8 protein-coding genes and 3 pseudogenes are annotated in these 16,808 nt (G+C 63.6%); 4 read left to right on the forward strand and 7 right to left on the reverse strand.

Translation table 11 applies throughout. From position 1 onward, the window contains the following. Positions 1-2 precede the first annotated feature (2 nt). The 5 genes from BM162_RS16185 to BM162_RS16200 are packed head-to-tail and all read right to left on the reverse strand — an operon-like array spanning position 3 to position 12,642. The gene (locus tag BM162_RS16185; protein ID WP_245759300.1) at positions 3-821 is read right to left on the reverse strand and encodes an HNH endonuclease; all 819 of its coding nucleotides are present in this window, start codon (positions 819-821) and stop codon (positions 3-5) included. Continuing rightward, on the reverse strand, positions 818-2,653 hold the full coding sequence (locus tag BM162_RS23130; protein WP_218153108.1) for a DNA methyltransferase family protein: 1,836 nt from the start codon (positions 2,651-2,653) through the stop codon (positions 818-820). Before BM162_RS23130 ends, BM162_RS16185 begins: the two co-directional genes overlap by 4 nt. After that, positions 2,646-4,802: a DNA methyltransferase gene (locus BM162_RS23135; protein WP_218153109.1), complete on the reverse strand. Its 2,157-nt coding sequence runs from the start codon at positions 4,800-4,802 to the stop codon at positions 2,646-2,648. Before BM162_RS23135 ends, BM162_RS23130 begins: the two co-directional genes overlap by 8 nt. After that, on the reverse strand, positions 4,802-7,567 hold the full coding sequence (locus BM162_RS16195; protein ID WP_093424262.1) for a DEAD/DEAH box helicase: 2,766 nt from the start codon (positions 7,565-7,567) through the stop codon (positions 4,802-4,804). Before BM162_RS16195 ends, BM162_RS23135 begins: the two co-directional genes overlap by 1 nt. Continuing rightward, positions 7,564-12,642 (reverse strand): DEAD/DEAH box helicase, encoded by a 5,079-nt coding sequence (locus BM162_RS16200; protein WP_093424265.1) that lies wholly within the window; start codon positions 12,640-12,642, stop codon positions 7,564-7,566. Before BM162_RS16200 ends, BM162_RS16195 begins: the two co-directional genes overlap by 4 nt. A 380-nt stretch (positions 12,643-13,022) precedes the next feature. Here BM162_RS16200 and BM162_RS16205 point away from each other — a divergent pair. After that, positions 13,023-13,244: pseudogene (locus BM162_RS16205) on the forward strand (transposase); the annotation flags it as partial. 4 nt (positions 13,245-13,248) lie between these two features. Here the strand turns inward: BM162_RS16205 and BM162_RS23300 are convergent. Next, positions 13,249-13,374, reverse strand: a pseudogene (locus BM162_RS23300) (transposase); the annotation flags it as partial. A gap of 510 nt (positions 13,375-13,884) precedes the next feature. Here BM162_RS23300 and BM162_RS22895 point away from each other — a divergent pair. The 3 genes and pseudogenes from BM162_RS22895 to BM162_RS16225 form a co-directional block, all read left to right on the forward strand. Continuing rightward, positions 13,885-14,151: a helix-turn-helix domain-containing protein gene (locus BM162_RS22895; RefSeq protein ID WP_177215204.1), complete on the forward strand. Its 267-nt coding sequence runs from the start codon at positions 13,885-13,887 to the stop codon at positions 14,149-14,151. Beyond that, entirely contained in the window at positions 14,114-14,500 is a 387-nt protein-coding gene (locus tag BM162_RS22900) for a hypothetical protein (RefSeq protein ID WP_177215205.1), read from the forward strand. The genes BM162_RS22895 and BM162_RS22900 overlap by 38 nt, the downstream gene beginning before the upstream one ends. A 137-nt stretch (positions 14,501-14,637) precedes the next feature. Next, positions 14,638-15,324 (forward strand): annotated as a pseudogene (locus BM162_RS16225) (IS110 family RNA-guided transposase); the annotation flags it as partial. A gap of 129 nt (positions 15,325-15,453) precedes the next feature. Here the strand turns inward: BM162_RS16225 and BM162_RS16230 are convergent. Further along, the coding region (locus BM162_RS16230; RefSeq protein ID WP_093424272.1) for a UvrD-helicase domain-containing protein at positions 15,454-16,808 on the reverse strand (1,355 nt) is incomplete at its 5' end.

Here is a 16,808-nt window from a genome sequence, read left to right on the forward strand (position 1 = left end):
GGTCAACTCTGATGCCCCGCGAGGACTCGTTCGCGGTGCCAGGCCAGCGGCGCGGCATGATCCTGGGCAAGGGCGAGGATCGGTGCGGTGGTCAGGGCGAGGGCCCTCGCGCCGGCCTTCGACAAATTGGGGGATGCGACGGCCCGGCCTTCGGCATCGAAGCCGACGAGGAAGGCGTCGAAGGCGGCGTCCCAGTGGGCGGCCAGCAGCAGGCCGTTGAAGACGTCGAGGCGCTGGCCGTCGCTCTTGCACTCGGCCCAGGGGACGATGTGGCTGGCGCGCAGCAGGGCGCGGTCCGTGATGCCGGTCAGTGGGCAGCGGCCACCCCAATAGTCGTTGAGGGCGGCGCGGAAGGTGTTCTGGCCGACGCGGAGGCGAACCTGGGCCTCGCGGGTGGTGGCGCGGGTCGGATCGAGGTCCTGCGAGGCGGGGCCGGACCAAGACTGGCCTTCCCGTTTCAGCTCGGCCTTGAAGGTGGCCTCGGGAGCGTCCGGCAGGGCGCGGAAGAGGTGCCAGGCGCGCAGGCAGGCTGTGCGCAGCTCGGCAAGGGTCTCGAACCGCAGATGGTCGGCCTCGGGGGCGCCCAGTCCCTCCTCGGCCAGACGGCGCAGGACGCGGGGGATGGTGCGCAGGGCATAGCCGGGCGGCGCGATGGCGAGGGCGATCTGTCCGGGAGCGTTCTGCGAGCGGAGGGTCATCCAGGGCGGATCGTCGAGCGCGGCGGGGATCGTGCCCTCGGGTTGGAGCGTCCAGCCGCCGTCGTAGCCTGCCTTTTGCAGGATCAGCCGTGCCGGGCCGGAGGGGGCGAGGTCGAAGCTCACGCGTCCTCGCCCAGGCCTATGGCCCTCCAGTCGGCCGAGAGCCGATCCCAGGCCTCCAGTACCAGCCGCTCGGTGCGGTATTCGCCGTGGAGCCGCTCTTCCTTCTGCTTCAGCACTCGGAAGGTTTCCGAGGGGTAGTCGGCGCCCATGACGCTCGCCGGGTCAAGGATATAGCGCAGCTCGTCCCGGGACAGACCGTAGGCGCGGGCGTAGAAGGCGTCGAGCTCAGCGCGGAGCAGCGCGCGGCGGTTCTCATCCCAGGCGAAGGGCGGGCCGTCATGGCCCAGATCGCGAGCGAAGGGCGCCAGCGCGTGGGAGGTGTAGGTTAGTTCGAGAACGCGAGGGGTGACAAAGGCAAGGCGCACGGGGGAGTAAAAGGTAGGAGGAAGGACGGGGAGTTGGAACAGGAACTGGAAGGTCAGGTTCGTTCCGCCAATTTTTTGCCTCTCAATGTAGTCAAGAGGGATGCTGCTCATGCTTCCTACAAGGCCCGCCACGAGTGAAGGCTCCGATTGTGAAAGCGCCAACGGAAGCGAGTCTCCGGCCGCCCCTTTGGGAAAAATCGTTGAGATGAGTGTCCGTTCGTCAGTAGCTCGGGTGATCTTTCGCCACCCAAGGAGCCATGATCTATTCCATCCCTTCGACCGAAGTCTCTGCTCGACCTCTGCATCCGGCACCCAGTATCGTGCCGTCGGTTCAAAGCTGGGGTCTGCTTTTTCATCGCCTGAAACGTCACGGGACCTGGAACCGTCCGCCTCGTAGGTTGCCCAGCGGTGATCCATCTGGTGGATCATCTTCGCCTCGTAGAGCGGCACCATCCGCTCCTCGGCATGGGCGAGCGGCAGGGAGCGGGCGTCGCTGCCGTCGAGATCCATCGCAGACTGCGCTGGCCTCGCTGAGTCCGGCCGAGGGCTGTGGGTGCGCGGGCGGGTCCAGTCGGTGCCGTCGCGTCGCCAGCCCTCCTCCTCCAGCTGAGCGGCGGTTCGGAACCATTCCGAGTCCTCTGCCATGTGCCAAATTCTCGTATAGAAGCTCATGTCCCACGGGTTTCCGTCTGCCCGAGTTTCGTTAATCAGCACCGGCGCGGCGTCGTAGATCTTTGCCGTCAACTCGGCGTCTCGGCGTGAGCGGAAGACCGGTGCGGTCTTTGTATTCGGGTTGATGCGAGCGATCTGCTCTGGCGTCAGGACGAATGAACGTTCGCGGTGCGCCAGTTGCGACGGGTCGGTGAGGTAGAAGGCAAAGCGCGTCTCGTCGACATTACTCCCGAGGGTCAGGAGGGCGAACTTGAAGCTGCGGTGAACGCCAGGAAAGATTGGCGCCGAATTCTCGAAATCTAAGAGCCGCACCAGCCGCCGCTCCTCGACCAGCCATCCGAAGAACGGTGCCGTGGTCGCGTCAGTGGCAATACCTGTCGGCACGATCACCCCGGCCCGGCCGTACGGGTTCACCGACCGCGCAAAATGCTCGGCGAAGAGCGCATAGGTGTTCACGTCGCCCCGCCCGGTCAGAGGATAGCGCCCGCCTTCGGCGCGGGCGAATTCGCTCGCCGCCTCGGCCGTCCGCTTGGCCTGCCAGAATGCGGCGTGAAGCTGCTGCTCGGGTGTGCCCGGCTCCGCCTCTGCCAGCGCCTTGATCATCCGGCCCCGCGCCGCGGCGTTCGGGGCCTCGGCGATATCGGGCGCACGGAATGCGAAGAATTCCTGTTCCTGTAGCTTGATCCGCTCCCATGGCGGATTGCCCAGCATAACGTCGAAGCCGCCGCGCGCCCAGATCGCCGGGAAGGCGATCGGCCAGTGCAGCACATGCGCCTCGGCCGCGGTGTCAGTCACCCTGCACCAGCACCGGGTCGCCTTCGCGGGCCAGGATGCGACCGATATTCGCCGTGGTTGGCACTTGCACATTCGGCTTCTTCGGCAGCAGGAACGCCGCCACCCAGGCGTCTGCCGCCCGCCGCAGCCGTAGCCGCTCGGCGTCGGCACCGCGTGCCTCGAAGCTCGCCCGCAGGCGCTCGACCTCCTCCAGCGTGTCCTGGCTTGCGCCATGGAGCCGCTCGTCGAAGGCCACCAGCGCGGGCGGGAGCCCACCTGGACCGTCGAGACCCAGATCGCCCTGCCCCTCGCGTTCTGCCTTGTTGCGCTTGCGCAGGTCCGAGCCGATGCCCTTGTCGTCCCCGGTCAGTGCCTTGTAGGCCGCATCGGGGATTCCCTCGGTCAGCATGGTTAGGTCCGACAGACCCAGCAGAGCATCGCCATGGCGGATGTTGGCGTCGAGAAAGCCCAGGGGCCGCCCGGGCTCCACGCTTTCGATCCAGAGCGCAACACGGGCGAGTTCGACGGCGAAATCGTTGCGGTCCACCCCGAAGATGCAGCGCGCCACGACCTCGCGCAGCGCATGGCGGAAGGCAGCGGGGTCGAATGTCTCGCCCTCAGCCTCGGCGCGCGTCCGCGCCACCGCATCGGCCATGCGGCGGGCGGCGGCGAGCAGGAAGTGCCCCGATCCGCAGGCCGGGTCGCAAATTGTCATGGTCAGGATGCCCTCGGCCCCGGTCTCGCCGTTCGGAGTGCCGATGCCGCGCCGGCGGTCGGCGATCACCGGATCGAGTGCGCTGTCGAGCAGCGCCTGCACCAGGCTGTCGGGCGTGTAGTAGGAGCCGGTAGTCTTGCGCTGGTTGCCGCGAGTCTCCGCGCCGCCCGCATAGTCGAGGAGCGTGTGGTTTTCGGCCAGGCGGGGCACGAGTTCGAGGAGGGACTCATAGACTGAGCCAAGTTCCTCGGTCTGCATGTCGCGCCAGTTGATCCGCGCCAGTACATGGCCGTCGCGTATCCAGGCCAAGTGGTAGAGCGCGTCGAGGAAATGGCGGTTGGGCAGCGTGGCCGCGTCGAGGATCGGAGTCAGTCCGTCGCGGAACAGGCCGCCGAGGGCGGGCAGGCCCAGGAGCGGCTCACCTTTCTGGAGCGCGCGAAAGAGCACCTTCACGCCTTCCCACGCGTCGTGGTGCCTATCGCGACTGGCCCGCCTACGGGCGCGCAGGGCGAGGCGTGAGATGGCGTAGCCCTCGGCGTAGGTCTCTCGCGCCTCGTCTGTGGCTTCGGGAGCGTGCAGGAGGTCGCGATCTTCGGTGGTGAGGACGAAGATCAGCCGGTAGACGACGCGTAGGGCTTCGGCATGGAGCGCCTCCGCCGGGTTTTCCTCGGTCTCAATCCGGGCACGTGTGGCGGGGTCCGCCAGCGCACCAGCACCGAGGGCTCGCAGCGCCGCTTCAACTCCGTCACGCAGCCGTTCACGGGCGGCAACACCCTGCTCGGCGGCTGCTTTGCTCCAGCGTTCCAGGGGGCCTTCCACGGCCTCGCCGCGGCCGAAGCGGGTTCGGTGGATCAGCCGCCAGAGACCGGCAAAGGCGCCGAGGTCGTCGGTATCGAGGATCGCGCCAAGGTCTGCCTCGAGGAGCGCCGGACGGCCGAGGCGTACGGAGTCGCGCATCAGACGAATACGCTTGCCGTCGGTGACGAGCCCCCAGAGTGCGTCATCAGAGGCGTTGAGCGCATCCTGCAGGAGCAGCGCGGGCGAGCGGAACCGCCCGGCCGGGCCGCCTTCATGCCGCGCGCGGTCGAGCCCCCCTTCCGGCGCGATGACCACCGGGACACGGCCATCCGCTGTCAACAGGTCGACCGGAAAGTGGCGTTCGCCGACCATCAGGGGCCCGGTCTTCAAGTCGTCGAATCCGAATGCCCGAAGTATCGCACGGACCTGGGCGGTGGCGTCGGCCGGCGGCTCATCATTGGCCGCGCGGGCCATGCGAAAAGCCCGCTCGATTTCGTCGTTGAGGGTAAGTCCCTTCGGCACGCCATAGTCCGTCGCCGCCTGTTCGGTGGCCTGTCCGCGGGCGATCTTCGCGATCATATCTGACGGGATCAGCCCTCCTTCCAGGATCAGGCCGACGCCAATCTCGACGGGGCGGTGCATCGTCTCATGGCGCATCAGCTGGCCTCCGGCAGGATTACGTGGAGGGCTATGAGGTCCGGCGGCAGCACCGGCTCGACAATCGTGCGACCCCGCGTGGACGAGGCAACACGCAGACGGTCGTGATCCGCCGTCAGCGTCTCGGCGCGAGACTGGGCGATTGCGGTGAGGGCGTCAGAGTCTTCGATACGGGCACGGGCGCGCAGCACCTGGGTCCTCCGCACCGGCTCGGGCAAGGTCGCGCCGACCTCCTCGTCGAGCACCCTCAGCGCATCGAGGCCGATGGCGGCGTGGCTCGTGGCCGTACCTTTCCACAGAACCGGCACAATCTCTTCGGCCAGTAGGAAATCATCTGATGCGGCCGAAGCGCGTCGGATGCGGTGGCGGACCCTGAGAAGTGCCAGCGTTCGCATCACGGTGGCAGCTCGGCTAATCCAGGCGCCGGATCGCGATAGAGCGTCCGGGGCGTCCTCCAGGGCTCCTTCGGAAAGGGCGTCGGACAGCGTTGCGACTATGGGATGCGTGCGATGCAACACCTCGACTCCTGGCTGGGCGACCGGGTCGAACGAAACTCGGGTTCGCCCCTGGATGCCCCGCGAGGAGAGAGCTTCGCGCACCATGTCGGGTAGCGCATCGACCGGGACGGATTTTCCGTCGAACGTGATGCCGACCCGGTCCAAGGCACGGCGTACGAACCGCCGAACATCCTCGGTATCGCCCAACAGGTCGCGCACGCGCTGCCATTCCGGTATCACTTCTTCAGGTTTCAGGCGTCTTTGCGCAAAGCGTGCCCGGGATGCCTTTTCGTTCGCCTCCGCATCGCGCCAGAGTCGTTCGAGATCGGCCGCTGGATCGAGGTCGCGAAACAGGTCGCCCTGACGACCCGAGGCTGCGCCGGACTTCAATACCAGTGCATGCATCAGCGCCTCGGACACCGTCCCTCGATCGTCCAGCATGCTGACCGAGACATTCGTGGCTTTCCGGATGGCCGCCGCCTTTCTCAGGATGACGTCGAGAACGGCCCCGTCGATGGCCGAGTTGCTGCCATAGATCGTCAAGGAGCGCACCTGATCGGCCGGCTGCCCGAACCGATCGACCCGTCCTTCGCGCTGTTGGTGCCGCGTCGGATTCCAGGACAGATCGTAGTGCACGACAGCGTCGAATAGGGTCTGGAGGTTGATACCCTCTGACAGGCAATCGGTTGCTACGAGAATTCGACGCTCCGCGTCCGCCATGCCTTCGACGCGGACCCTCCGCTCAGTGCCTGGAAGCCGGCCGGTGACGACCTCGATCGTCCGGTCCTTGAAGGGCTTATCGTTCCTGAGCGCGGCGGCCACTGCCTCGGCGGTGGCAATGTAGCGGCAGAACACGACAGGCTGATGGCCCTGAGAACAGAGCTCCGCCAGTTCGCGCTTGAGGAGTGACAGCTTGGCATCCTCTTGGGGTCTGGCTTCGAGGTCTCGGGCCATCCGCAGAAGGTCGTCGAGGCCAGACATGTCCTCTGCCGCTGTCCCCGGTTCGAGATCGTCATCCGTCAGCTGGCCCTCGTCCTCGTCAAAGATCGCGGCTTCCAGATCGGAATCGTCGGTCGGGCCGCGTCTGGCTTCCAGCGTGGCAATCGCAGCGGCTGGCGAGGAACCGACACATCGCATCAGGGCCAGAGTAGCCCAGATCGCCAGCCGCCGCCGGCGCGCATCATGTCCGGATTTCGCGGCGCGCTCGGTGCACCACGCCAAGACGGCCTCGTGGAACGCCAGGTGTGAGGGCGTCAACTGAAACGCCCTCTCTCCGACATCATGCTTGGGAAAGGTCCGCTTCGCGCCGGGAACTTCCCAGCCTTCTTCCCGGACATCGATGCGTCGCCTCTGGACGAAATGCTGTGCGAGCTCTTCCCGAGCTCGGGACAAGGCGCCGTGGGAGAAATCCGGGCGAAGCAACGCCAGAATGTCGTCGAAGGCTTCCGCGTCACCGGAATGCGGCGTCGCGGTGAGGAGAACCATGTGACGGTCCGGGTCCTTTGCCAGGCCGTTCAACAGGACCTGCCTCTGGGTTGTGCCGCGTCCGCCGCCGACACAGGCATGCGCCTCGTCCACGATGACGAAGTTCGGGCAGGATCTCGCGAAGTCAGCCCGGCGGCGGTCAGCCTTGATGTAGTCCAAACTGACAACGGTCACCGGATGGGCGTCGAAAGGACTCTCGTCCAATGCGAGCCCGCGTTCGAGACGTGGCGCGGTGGTGGCGGTCACGGCGGTCGCATGCAGGTCGAATTTTTCACGCAGTTCATCGACCCATTGCTCGACCAGGTGCGGCGGACACAGCACGCAGGCTCGCGTTGCCTCGCCTCGGTCCCACATCTCCCGGAGGATTAGGCCGGCCTCGATGGTCTTACCGATGCCCACATCGTCGGCGATCAGCAGCCGGATCGGGTCGAGGCGCAGCGCCATGATCAACGGGACCAGCTGATAGGATCGCGGCTCGAACGCGATCCGGCCGGAGGAGCGGAACGGGCCCGCGCCGCGGCGAAGGCTGAGGCGCAACGCGTCCGACAGCAGGCGCGCTTCCGAGGAAGTGCCCATACGCGATGCGTCCGGCGCCTTGAAGATTGCCGGCTCGGGCGGAACCGGCTCGAGTGCCGGTAGAACTACCGTGGTATCGCTCTCCATGCCCGATAGCGGTCGCAGGCGCAGGCGGTCGGGTCCCGATCCGGGCAGGACGACCCATTCCCTGCCACGTGCACGGATCAGGCTGCCTGGGCTTGTCAGGGCGCGGGTAGCCGAAGTCATGAAGTCACCTTGTCGACATGCGAGAGTTCTTCCGGCATCTCATCGGGCGGCGCTGTCGCTTCGAGGATAATGTAACCTTCGTTCGACAGCTCGGTGGAAAGGCCTGCGTCCTCGGTCACAGCGGTGTAGAACTTGCTCCACGAGGCCTGCGCGACCTTGCCGCTCCGCGCAATGGGGTCCACGTCCGGCGGTACGATTCCCCACCTGCGCGCCGCGTCTGCCCACGGCCCTTCCGAGGCCGGTGTGCGAACTGGACTCGTCTTGCCAATACGCGCGACCACCTCGACCTTGGCCGATAGAAGGTCAGCCAAGAAACGCCGGACCTCGCTTCGCCTGCGGTCGATCAACTCATGATCAGGCTGGTTGAAATAGGTGAGGATGCAGCGATAGCAGCCCTCGACGCAGGGGGCGTCGTCGCGGTCACGCCATGCGCCTTCAGTCTCTTCCAGGTGCATGATCTCGAGAGCGGCGCGGACCACCGCTTGCAGGTCCTCCTGGCGCGAGATCCGCGACAGCACACCCGCGCCACCTTCGGACGCCTCGTAGAATAGAAGCCCGTTGCGCGCATCCCGATCCGGAACGGGATCGACGGCAATTTCACCTTCCTCAAGACGGAACACCCGCTCGAGGCCGCGGGCAAGGGCGCTCTGCAAGGTGGCGACGTCCTCGACTTCCAGGTGACGCGAGGGAACCAGAAGCATGGCATTCTTGCGGTCCTCCACCATCGGCAGGACCGTCTGCTCGGGCTCGGCGCTTGGGCGTGAATCCGGGTCGGTATCATCACCGCCTGCCGAACCGCGCCAGCGGCCACTATGGGTTCCGATCTTGAAACCATAGAGGTCCTTGTCTCGACGTCGCCGCAGTCCCTTGTTGACCCTGGCAATACGGGTGCGCGGTCCGTAGGAGATCGCTGCCAGGTCTTTCCCTTCACCATCGCGCAACCGAACCCTGTGTGGTTCGCCCTGGAACGAGAAAGCCGTCTGAATATCGAAGCCCTGGCGCTGGCGTTCCTCGTCATTGGCGGAAATCCGTTCCGCCGGAGCGGCCTCGACATTCTCGACGCGAAACGCGCCGTCAAGGCGAATAGGATCGGCCAGTCCGGCGCCACATGCGTCACAGCGCTCGGGAGCATCCGAACCCTGGATAGAGCCGCAGTTTGGACAGAGAAGCAATACGTCCGTGTTGAGGCCCACGCCGTCGCCAGCACGCACTTGCGGCGGCAGCATGGCGCGCGTCACGCGGAACGACTGGCCTTCGTGATAGATCATACTTCCGGGCCCGAATTCAGAGATTGCCAGAAAGCGAGCCCTCGACAGAAAATCGCCACGGCCACGACGTTCGGCCCCGGGAACGAAAGCAGTGAGCGGCAGGCGAGGGAAATTGTATCCAGGCAAGAAGCCTTCCGTTGCCAGATAGCGGTAGGTGAAGAAGTCCGACGAGTTTGAATCCTTGCCGCTCTTGAGCAATTCGATCTGCCGTCGTGCGCTGTTGTAAGATCGGTCCCCTTGCCGTCGTTCCTCGGCGCTTGCCTGGGTGCTCTTCGACAACCGGTAGCCGCGATCTCTCTGGTCTTCGGCGGCGCTCAACCGCCGTCTCCACGAGTCGAAAGCCCGGTCGAATCTCTCGAAGGCATCGCGCGCGGTGCTTTCTGCGAGATCATGTCCGAAGGGTCGGCCGGCAATCTGGCTGAGGACAGCCACCATGCGCTCTGCCGCACGAGGAGCGAGTTCGGGGACGGATAGAGTTGCCGCCACGTCATCTCGGAGTGGATACTTGCCGTCTCCTTGGGTGAGGTCCAGCACTTCGGCGATCGCCGGTGCAAGTTCCACTCCGGATTCCGCCAGCCAGATGGCGTGACAGTGGGATACGACGAGTTCCTCATTGCCGAGATCGAGAAGCGGCGGCTGCACCGTTCCCGCGACCATCTGGCCTGGATCGGCGAAATAATACTGATCATGGGGGCTCTGTGCGGCGCAATAGGTCGTGATCAGCGCCGCCTGTCCAGCGCGGCCCGCACGCCCTGCCCGCTGCGTGTAGTTGGCCGGCGTCGGCGGCACGTTTCGAAGGTGCACATGTTCGAGTGTGGAGATGTCGACCCCGAGTTCCATTGTTGGCGAGCAAATTAGCAGGGGAAGACGCCGGGAGGTTTCGTTGTCATGCGGCATCTCCTGCATTTGCTTCCGGTCGTCTTCTCCGAAACGGAACCGGCGCTCCCGGTGCTGGCGGAGGTCCTTGTCCACCTGTGCAGTGTGTTCCCTTGCCTCCAGGCCCCGCAGCGGTGCGCGCCTGGCCAACATGTTGTCGGCAACCCTTGTGTAGAGTTCGCGGAAATAGGGGTTCGGCGGAGCTTTTTCGCCTTCTTCGGCCACGGGCTGTCTTGCGGCGCAGAGCTTTAGGGCGCCGGGGTCAAGTTTCCAGCCCATGGGGCCAAAGGGCGTTCGCTGAGCCCGGACATAGGCGTAGTCGTCATGGGCCGTCGCCTGGAGAAGCGCTTCGATAACTTCGGTCACCTCACCCCGCCGCAGCCGACGACCCCAGAGGCGTTCATCGACGAGGGCTTTGCCCAGAGCCGACTGGGCGCTGCCGCGAAGCACGATGCCTTCATCCCGAAGCGAGATGTTTGCACGCGATGTGCCTTCGAGCATCAGCCACGCGGCTTCCCTTGGGCGTTCTTTCTCGTGGATGGCCCAGGGCGCTTGGAGGTAGCGTCGCGACTCCTCGGCAATCTCCTCGAAGCGTTGCCGGTCCAGAGCTTCTACATCGATTGCGAGGCCGGTTCGCATGTGTTCCAGAAGGATCCGCAATGCCTTCAAGCGGATATCAGACGTCGCATCGCGCAACACCTCGGGAGCGCCGGCAAAGATGGCGTCATCCTCGGCCAGTTCCGAAAGCATCGCGTATTCGACCCGAACAAGTTCGAGGTCCTCCAGATTGGGGTTCGTAAAGCGCCAGCCGCGGCGCTGATCCGTCCAGACGCGATGGGCGATGATCCGCGATAGCAGCACCTCAGCCTCAGTCGCTTTGCGCCCACGCACATCATCCCGCAGCCATTCTTCGTGGCTGTCTTCGTTCGGCCAAGCATAACCCAGGGCCCGCCGGACGGCGTCTCCGAAATCGCGACCGGCCAACCCGCCGCTGCCGGCCTCGCGAACGGCCGCAAATACGGCTGCACGCAGCTTCGTGACGAAGACGTGGTCGTTGAAATGACCTGCCTGCAAGGCCGCGTCCTGGCGGTTGTCGGTAAAGATCAGAAGCTTGCCGCGGCCGGCTTCCGCAGCTTCCATTTCCTCGAGTGCTACCGAGTTAAGTATCGTCGTCGCCGAGGAGCGACCTTCGGCAGAGAGGCCCGACAGCCTGTTGCGATCCCGACCTTGCCCCGGCGGCGTGTCTCCGCAGCGCAGACACAGCGAGAATTTTCCCTTCATGAACCACATATCGATGCCGGAGCCTTCGACGCCTTGCGAATCTACCGAAACCTGGAATGGAACGCGTTCGCGATAGGTTTTCTTGATACGGCTCGATCCGTTTGCCATTTCCTCGAGCCAGGCCGATGGAAGATCCTGATCCCCCTCAAAGGGCAGACCTTCCGCGCGACATAGAAAGCCTGTCTCGTCATCATCGTCGAGCGGTTCCTCGTCGATCGAGCGAGGGACGTATCGACGTCCGGCACCATCCAGAAACGCGCGGACAGGGTGATAGTCCTGCCCGCACTTCCGGCAGAAACGAACCTCGAACAGCCGTGCCTCTGCCTTCGGGTCGGTTTTCTGCTTGTCGAACCGGATCGTCCGTCCATGCTCTGGACCCAAGGTCGCATACAGACTGTCCGGACCGGACAGATACTGGTGAAGCTTGTAGGCCAGGAAGCCGCGATCCGATGAGCCTTGCCGCAGGGTCTCGGGCATCGACGCAACGGAAAGCGCGCGCTCAAGCGCGGCGATGCACTCCAGCACCGGCTCGCCTGACTCTTCCGCGAGCTGGGATGCCGCCTCACTGAGGGTGCGGGGCTTGCGGCGTTGCGGTATCGGATCGTCCGTCAAGCCAATGCGAGTTTCGGCCCAGACGATAATCGGTTCGGTCTTCAGGCGGTCATCCGGCAAATTCGCAAGCGGCGTGCGTATGGACTTCTTCAAGTCAGTTCGATCCACATCTCCTTCGGTGGCCCGGACCAGGGTCTCGCCAATCACGGCCTCAGATTCAATTCGATCACCGAAGATCATCGTAGCTGTATTCGCCACTACTGTCGCCGGGTCTTCCGCGACTGCATCCGAAGAGGCCATGGTGGCGGAAGTTCCGATGCACCGTAGGTGGTCCGGCGACAGTCGATCACGCAGACGACGAACCAGCATCGCTACGTCGGCACCCTGGCGCCCGCGATAGGTGTGTAGCTCGTCAAGAACGAGCCAATCGAGTCCGCGGGCGTTCGCCAGGACCTGGCGCCCTTTTCGATCGGCGCGGGTGAGCAGCAGTTCCAGCATCATGAAGTTGGTAAGAAGAATATCGGGGGGATTTGCCGCGATCCTCTCCCGGTCAGCTTCAGATTCTTGCCCGGTATATCTCTCGACGACAGGAGGATCGCTCAGACCGGAGTCACGCAGAAAACCGTTAATTTCTTCGAGCTGAGAATTTGCGAGTGCGTTCATCGGATAAATGATGATGGCGCGAGTACGACGCTTCTCTCCCGCCGCACGCGCCCGAATGGCAGCGTCTATCAGTGGAATAAAGAAACAGAGCGACTTGCCTGAACCCGTTCCGGTAGTGACGACGAAACCCTTTCCGGACTGCGCCATGCCAAGCGCCAGGTCCTGATGGACGTAGAGATCGATGGGGCTGCCATCTTTGCGGCGAAAGACCTTAGCTGTATCCGGAAGGACTGTACCGTCGGCAGCCCTCTCATCCACGGACGCACCAGGTCTAAACCGGGGATTCAGACTTATGAGCGGCTCGCGGACGTATCGGCGCTCATTGTAGGCCTTATCGATTGCCGCCTGGAGATCTTCCGATCGAATATTTGCAAAGGAGCGGGAGAAATTTTCATATCGCTCAATCGACTTCTGGTTCAGTGAAAAAACGTCCATGGTTTCCTGTCTTGCCTTCGCCCCATCTCTTCTTAGCCCAAACGTTACAGGCAGTTGTAGTATTTTCGTACTCTTGATTCCGCGTCACCCGAGCCGTGGCCTGAAGCGGAAAACGGCACCATCTTGCATCCCGGATGAGGGGGATACGGTGCAATCGCTACCGTACTACAGGAAGGTCCTCGCCCCCCAACACTGCGGCAGCACTTGAGCCAACTGAAGGCTTCGCGCTGCCGCCCGGTGGTGTCCCACCGCTTGGTGTAAGAGACCGCGCGCGGAGCCCCCGGCGTAGCGCAGCGCGCGGCCGGGCGTGACGCTGGCGGCCATCGCCGATCTTCGAGAGGTTCGGGTTGCGAGACCTTGAACCGATAACGGAAACGACGATGACCGACGACAGAATGGCGCTGATGGAGCTGGTTGAGAAGCAGGCTGATGGCGATCTCGTGCGCGAGATGCTGGCCTTCGCCGCCGACCGGATCATGGAAGCCGAAGTCGAAGCGCGGACCGGCGCCGCGAAAGGTGCGCGATCACCCCTGCGGGAGGTTCAGCGCAACGGATACCGCGACCGCGACTGGGACACCCGGGCGGGCCGGATCACGCTCGAGCCCATGGTCCCACTTCCCGCGACGACCGGAACCGGGCCGGGTCGTCGATCGCCGCGCGGACCGTCAGGGCCATCACGGCGCCGACGCCGGGCATCGTCATCATCAGCCGCCAGGCTTCGTCCTGGCGGGCAAGCTCGAGCACCCTGCGGTCCAGCGCCGGCCGAGAAGATCACGCAGGTACCGGACATGACCGACGAGGATTACTACCCGCGCGGCGGCACGCCGTTGATCGATGCCGCCTGCGCCACCATCCGTGCGGGAGCGGACTCACTCGCGGACGCGGGAAAGGCCGAGGGCACGAAGGTCGTGATCGCGATCCAGACCGACGGTATGGAGAACCAGTCCGTGGAAAACAGCTGGGAGGATCTCAAGGCCCTGATCGGCGAGAAGGAAGAGGCCGGATGGGAGCTCGTCTTCATGGGCGCCGGCATCAATGCCTACAATCAAGGCGCCCGCATGGGCATCTCCCGCGCGAAGACCGTTTCCTATGGCAGGGACCGGGAGGCCACCGAGGCGGCGTTCGCGGCCACCGCGCACAACACCGCGGCCTTCGCCTCCGGCGAGATGGCGTCGATGGACTACTCCGTGGACCAGAAGCTCAGGTCCGGCGATCGCTATTGAGCACGAACGGGAGGGCGTGATGGGCAAGTCGGACACGTCGAGGTTCGGAGCTCTCTTCGAGGAGGCGTTGGCGCGCCACTCGATGCGTAAAATCGAGGCCGCCGAGCGGCTCTCGGTTTCGAGGGCCTACGTGTCGAAGATCGCCAGGGGCAAGGGCAGCGTCCTGCCTGAACGCATCGACGCGATCTCCGAAAAGCTCGGCTTCTCGGAGGAGGAGACCCGGCGGCTGCACCGGGCCGCGGCGCTCGATGCCGGCTTTCGCCTCGACCTGCCAGACGACTTCTGAGTTCCACAGCTTTACCTGGAAGTGCGTTGACGCCGGCCTTGGCGCCGGCGTTTTCTTGTCTGCCCTGCAACCGCGCGACTCTTCACTGGAAGAGGATGGTTCTGAAATTGGTCGAGCGGCTTCCCTATTGCCGAAAAGGGGTCTTCGAACCGCGAAAACCACCGTTCCGTTCAATGCGTTAGCCGGGAAGAACGATGAAAATGAGATTGTGGTGCGCCGCGCGAGAGAGAGTTCGAACCGCATTTTCGACGGACTCCTCGAGATTCGGGACCTCATCCAGTCTGTGGAAGAAGCCGGATCGACCGAAGGGACACCGGGAAAAACTACCTTGGCCGGAAGGGAAAAGTAGCGTCGTCTCGAGCACGCGAGGGCTCTCCGAGGCAGGGTTTTTCCGCCGCCCTGCCCAGGGCTTTGATGCTGTAACCGCCCCCCGACGGCATCGACGTGCCAAGGTGGGATCGCAACAATCCATTTTGGGAGGCGGTCATGTCGGAGATTACCACGGTCGGATTGGATCTCGCGAAGAATGTGCTCCAGGTCCACGGTGCTGACGCCAGAGGCGGCGTGGTCTTTCGCAAGAAGCTCAGAAGGTCCGCGGTGCTGGAGTTCTTCAGTAAGCTGCCGCCCTGCCTCGTGGCGATGGAAGCCTGCGGTGGCGCCCATTTCTGGGGGCGGGAGCTGGCACGGCTCGGCCATGACATCAGGCTAATCCCGCCCGCCTACGTGAAGCCGTTCGTCAAGCGGCAAAAGAACGATGCGGCTGACGCGGAGGCAATCTGCGAAGCTGCGCAGAGACCGAACATGCGCTTCGTGCCCGTGAAGAGCGAAGAAACGCAGGGGGCGGCCATCGTCTTCCGCGTCCGAGAATTACTCATCCGGCAGCGCACCCAGGCCATCAACGCGCTCCGCGGACACCTCACCGAATACGGTCAGGTCGTGCCGCAGGGCGCGACGAATGCCCGGCACCTGATTGCGTTGGTCGCGGACGACGAGTCGGATTTGCCAACGACGGCACGGGCCTCACTGAAGGTCCTGACCGCAACGCTCGCCCAGCTCGACGATCAAATTGAGGCCTTGGATGCTGAGATCACCCGTCGAGCCAAGGAGAACGAAGTGGCGCGGCGTCTGATGACCATTCTGGGCAGCCCAATTACGGATGCTTCGATCCTAATCTGCTCGGGCGGAAGGTAGAGAATTCTTGGCGCAGCGAAGAGCGCCCCGTCACGGTCGGCCTTACCTGCCATTCGCCGCCCGCTCAAAACGGGTCGCGTCGTATCGCCGGCGCACATACCCACTGATGCCCTAATCAAGCTTGAATAGCGGGCTCGGGTTTGTCCTGGGAACAACAATAACCAGCGACGATTCTGCTCGACTTAGGGCCACATATAACTTACATCTTCCGTAAATCGTACCGCCGAAGCTTCTGCGATCGCAATGCATAATCATAGCATTTCTGCATTCGAGTCCTTTGGCCTTGTGAACAGTAGAAAGCGTCTTCTCTAAGGGTTTAGGTCGCATGACACTGCGCCGCATGGTGATTTCCGCATATCCTTGAGCGGCATCTTCATACTGAGCGAGTCTTTGCGCCTCCCAGCACTCGCGTCTTAGATCGACTTTCACATCATTAAAGCCCGCCGCAGAGCTTGCAATGTATTGCTCAATCGTCTTGATCGCTTTTGAGATGCCAACATGATTGGGCTCTTCCAGCAACGTTCTGGCAAGAGATTGTATGTTTCCGGGTTTTCCCGTCCGGGCTTTGGCGCACCCGCATTCGATCTCAGCCTTCAAAGTGTTGCCGTGTGTCGAAGCGGAGAACCCCTTTGCGATCGACGACATGAATCTTGTAAGTGCCTCACCAGCCTTGACGGCATCGCCATTGACCGATTGGATATCTGTAAGCAAAACAGATAGAGCGTCGCGGGTGTGGCCCTCCCAGATCGGGATCTGCCGGTTCCAGAACGAGCGCAAACTACGCACCAAGTCATTGCTGCTGGCAAGAACGAAGATCTCGTCGTGACCGTTCAGGTGGTCATCCAAGGCTTTTCGTTGCGGCCATCCGACACGGTAACCGCCATGAGCTGGTGAGGTGTTTTCAGCGAAGATCACTTTGACGGAAGCGGGGAGCCCCGAGGTCAAATCAAGCGGCTCGTTTGCCAGAAGGGTCTTGCGGGCCCTCAGAACCCACTCACCCAGCTCCGAACAACCTTCCTCGTCCTTTGTCCAGCGATGCGGGTGGTCCAGCTCATCATGAACCGCACTTGTGACCAGCGCCTCCCACCGCTGTCGGTGTTGTTCAGCCGCCATAGCGTTTCTTTCGTAAATACTCTGCATTCGATCACCGAAGATGCGCAGCTTCGCGCCCTGCTCATGTATGGCCAGAACGATCTGGTGATGATCGGGCGAAGCGTCCTGGTGCTCGTCGCAAACAATGATCGGGTAGCGGCGCGCCAGCGCAGCCGACACAATACGATTTTTCTGAAGGAAGACCGCAACGCGAGCCGCAATCTCTGAGAAGCCATTGTGCGTGTACGCCCACACGGCCGGGTCTGACGGAAGGTCGAGCGCCTTGTGATACGCACCGGCTATCTGACAGATCAGCGCGTCTATCGTTCTGATTTCAACCGAGTTGCCGGAGATGCCCCGTGTCCTGTCGCCAA

The sequence above is a fragment of the Tranquillimonas alkanivorans genome, from assembly GCF_900115595.1.
Classification (GTDB): domain Bacteria; phylum Pseudomonadota; class Alphaproteobacteria; order Rhodobacterales; family Rhodobacteraceae; genus Tranquillimonas; species Tranquillimonas alkanivorans.

Coding starts and splice junctions, on each gene's coding strand:
- BM162_RS16200 (WP_093424265.1), bottom strand. CDS start 12,642: ATGGACGTTTTTTCACTGAACCAGAAGTCGATTGAGCGATATGAAAAT.
- BM162_RS22900 (WP_177215205.1), top strand. CDS start 14,114: ATGCCGGCTTTCGCCTCGACCTGCCAGACGACTTCTGAGTTCCACAGC.
- BM162_RS22895 (WP_177215204.1), top strand. CDS start 13,885: ATGGGCAAGTCGGACACGTCGAGGTTCGGAGCTCTCTTCGAGGAGGCG.
- BM162_RS23135 (WP_218153109.1), bottom strand. CDS start 4,802: ATGCGCCATGAGACGATGCACCGCCCCGTCGAGATTGGCGTCGGCCTG.
- BM162_RS16195 (WP_093424262.1), bottom strand. CDS start 7,567: ATGACTTCGGCTACCCGCGCCCTGACAAGCCCAGGCAGCCTGATCCGT.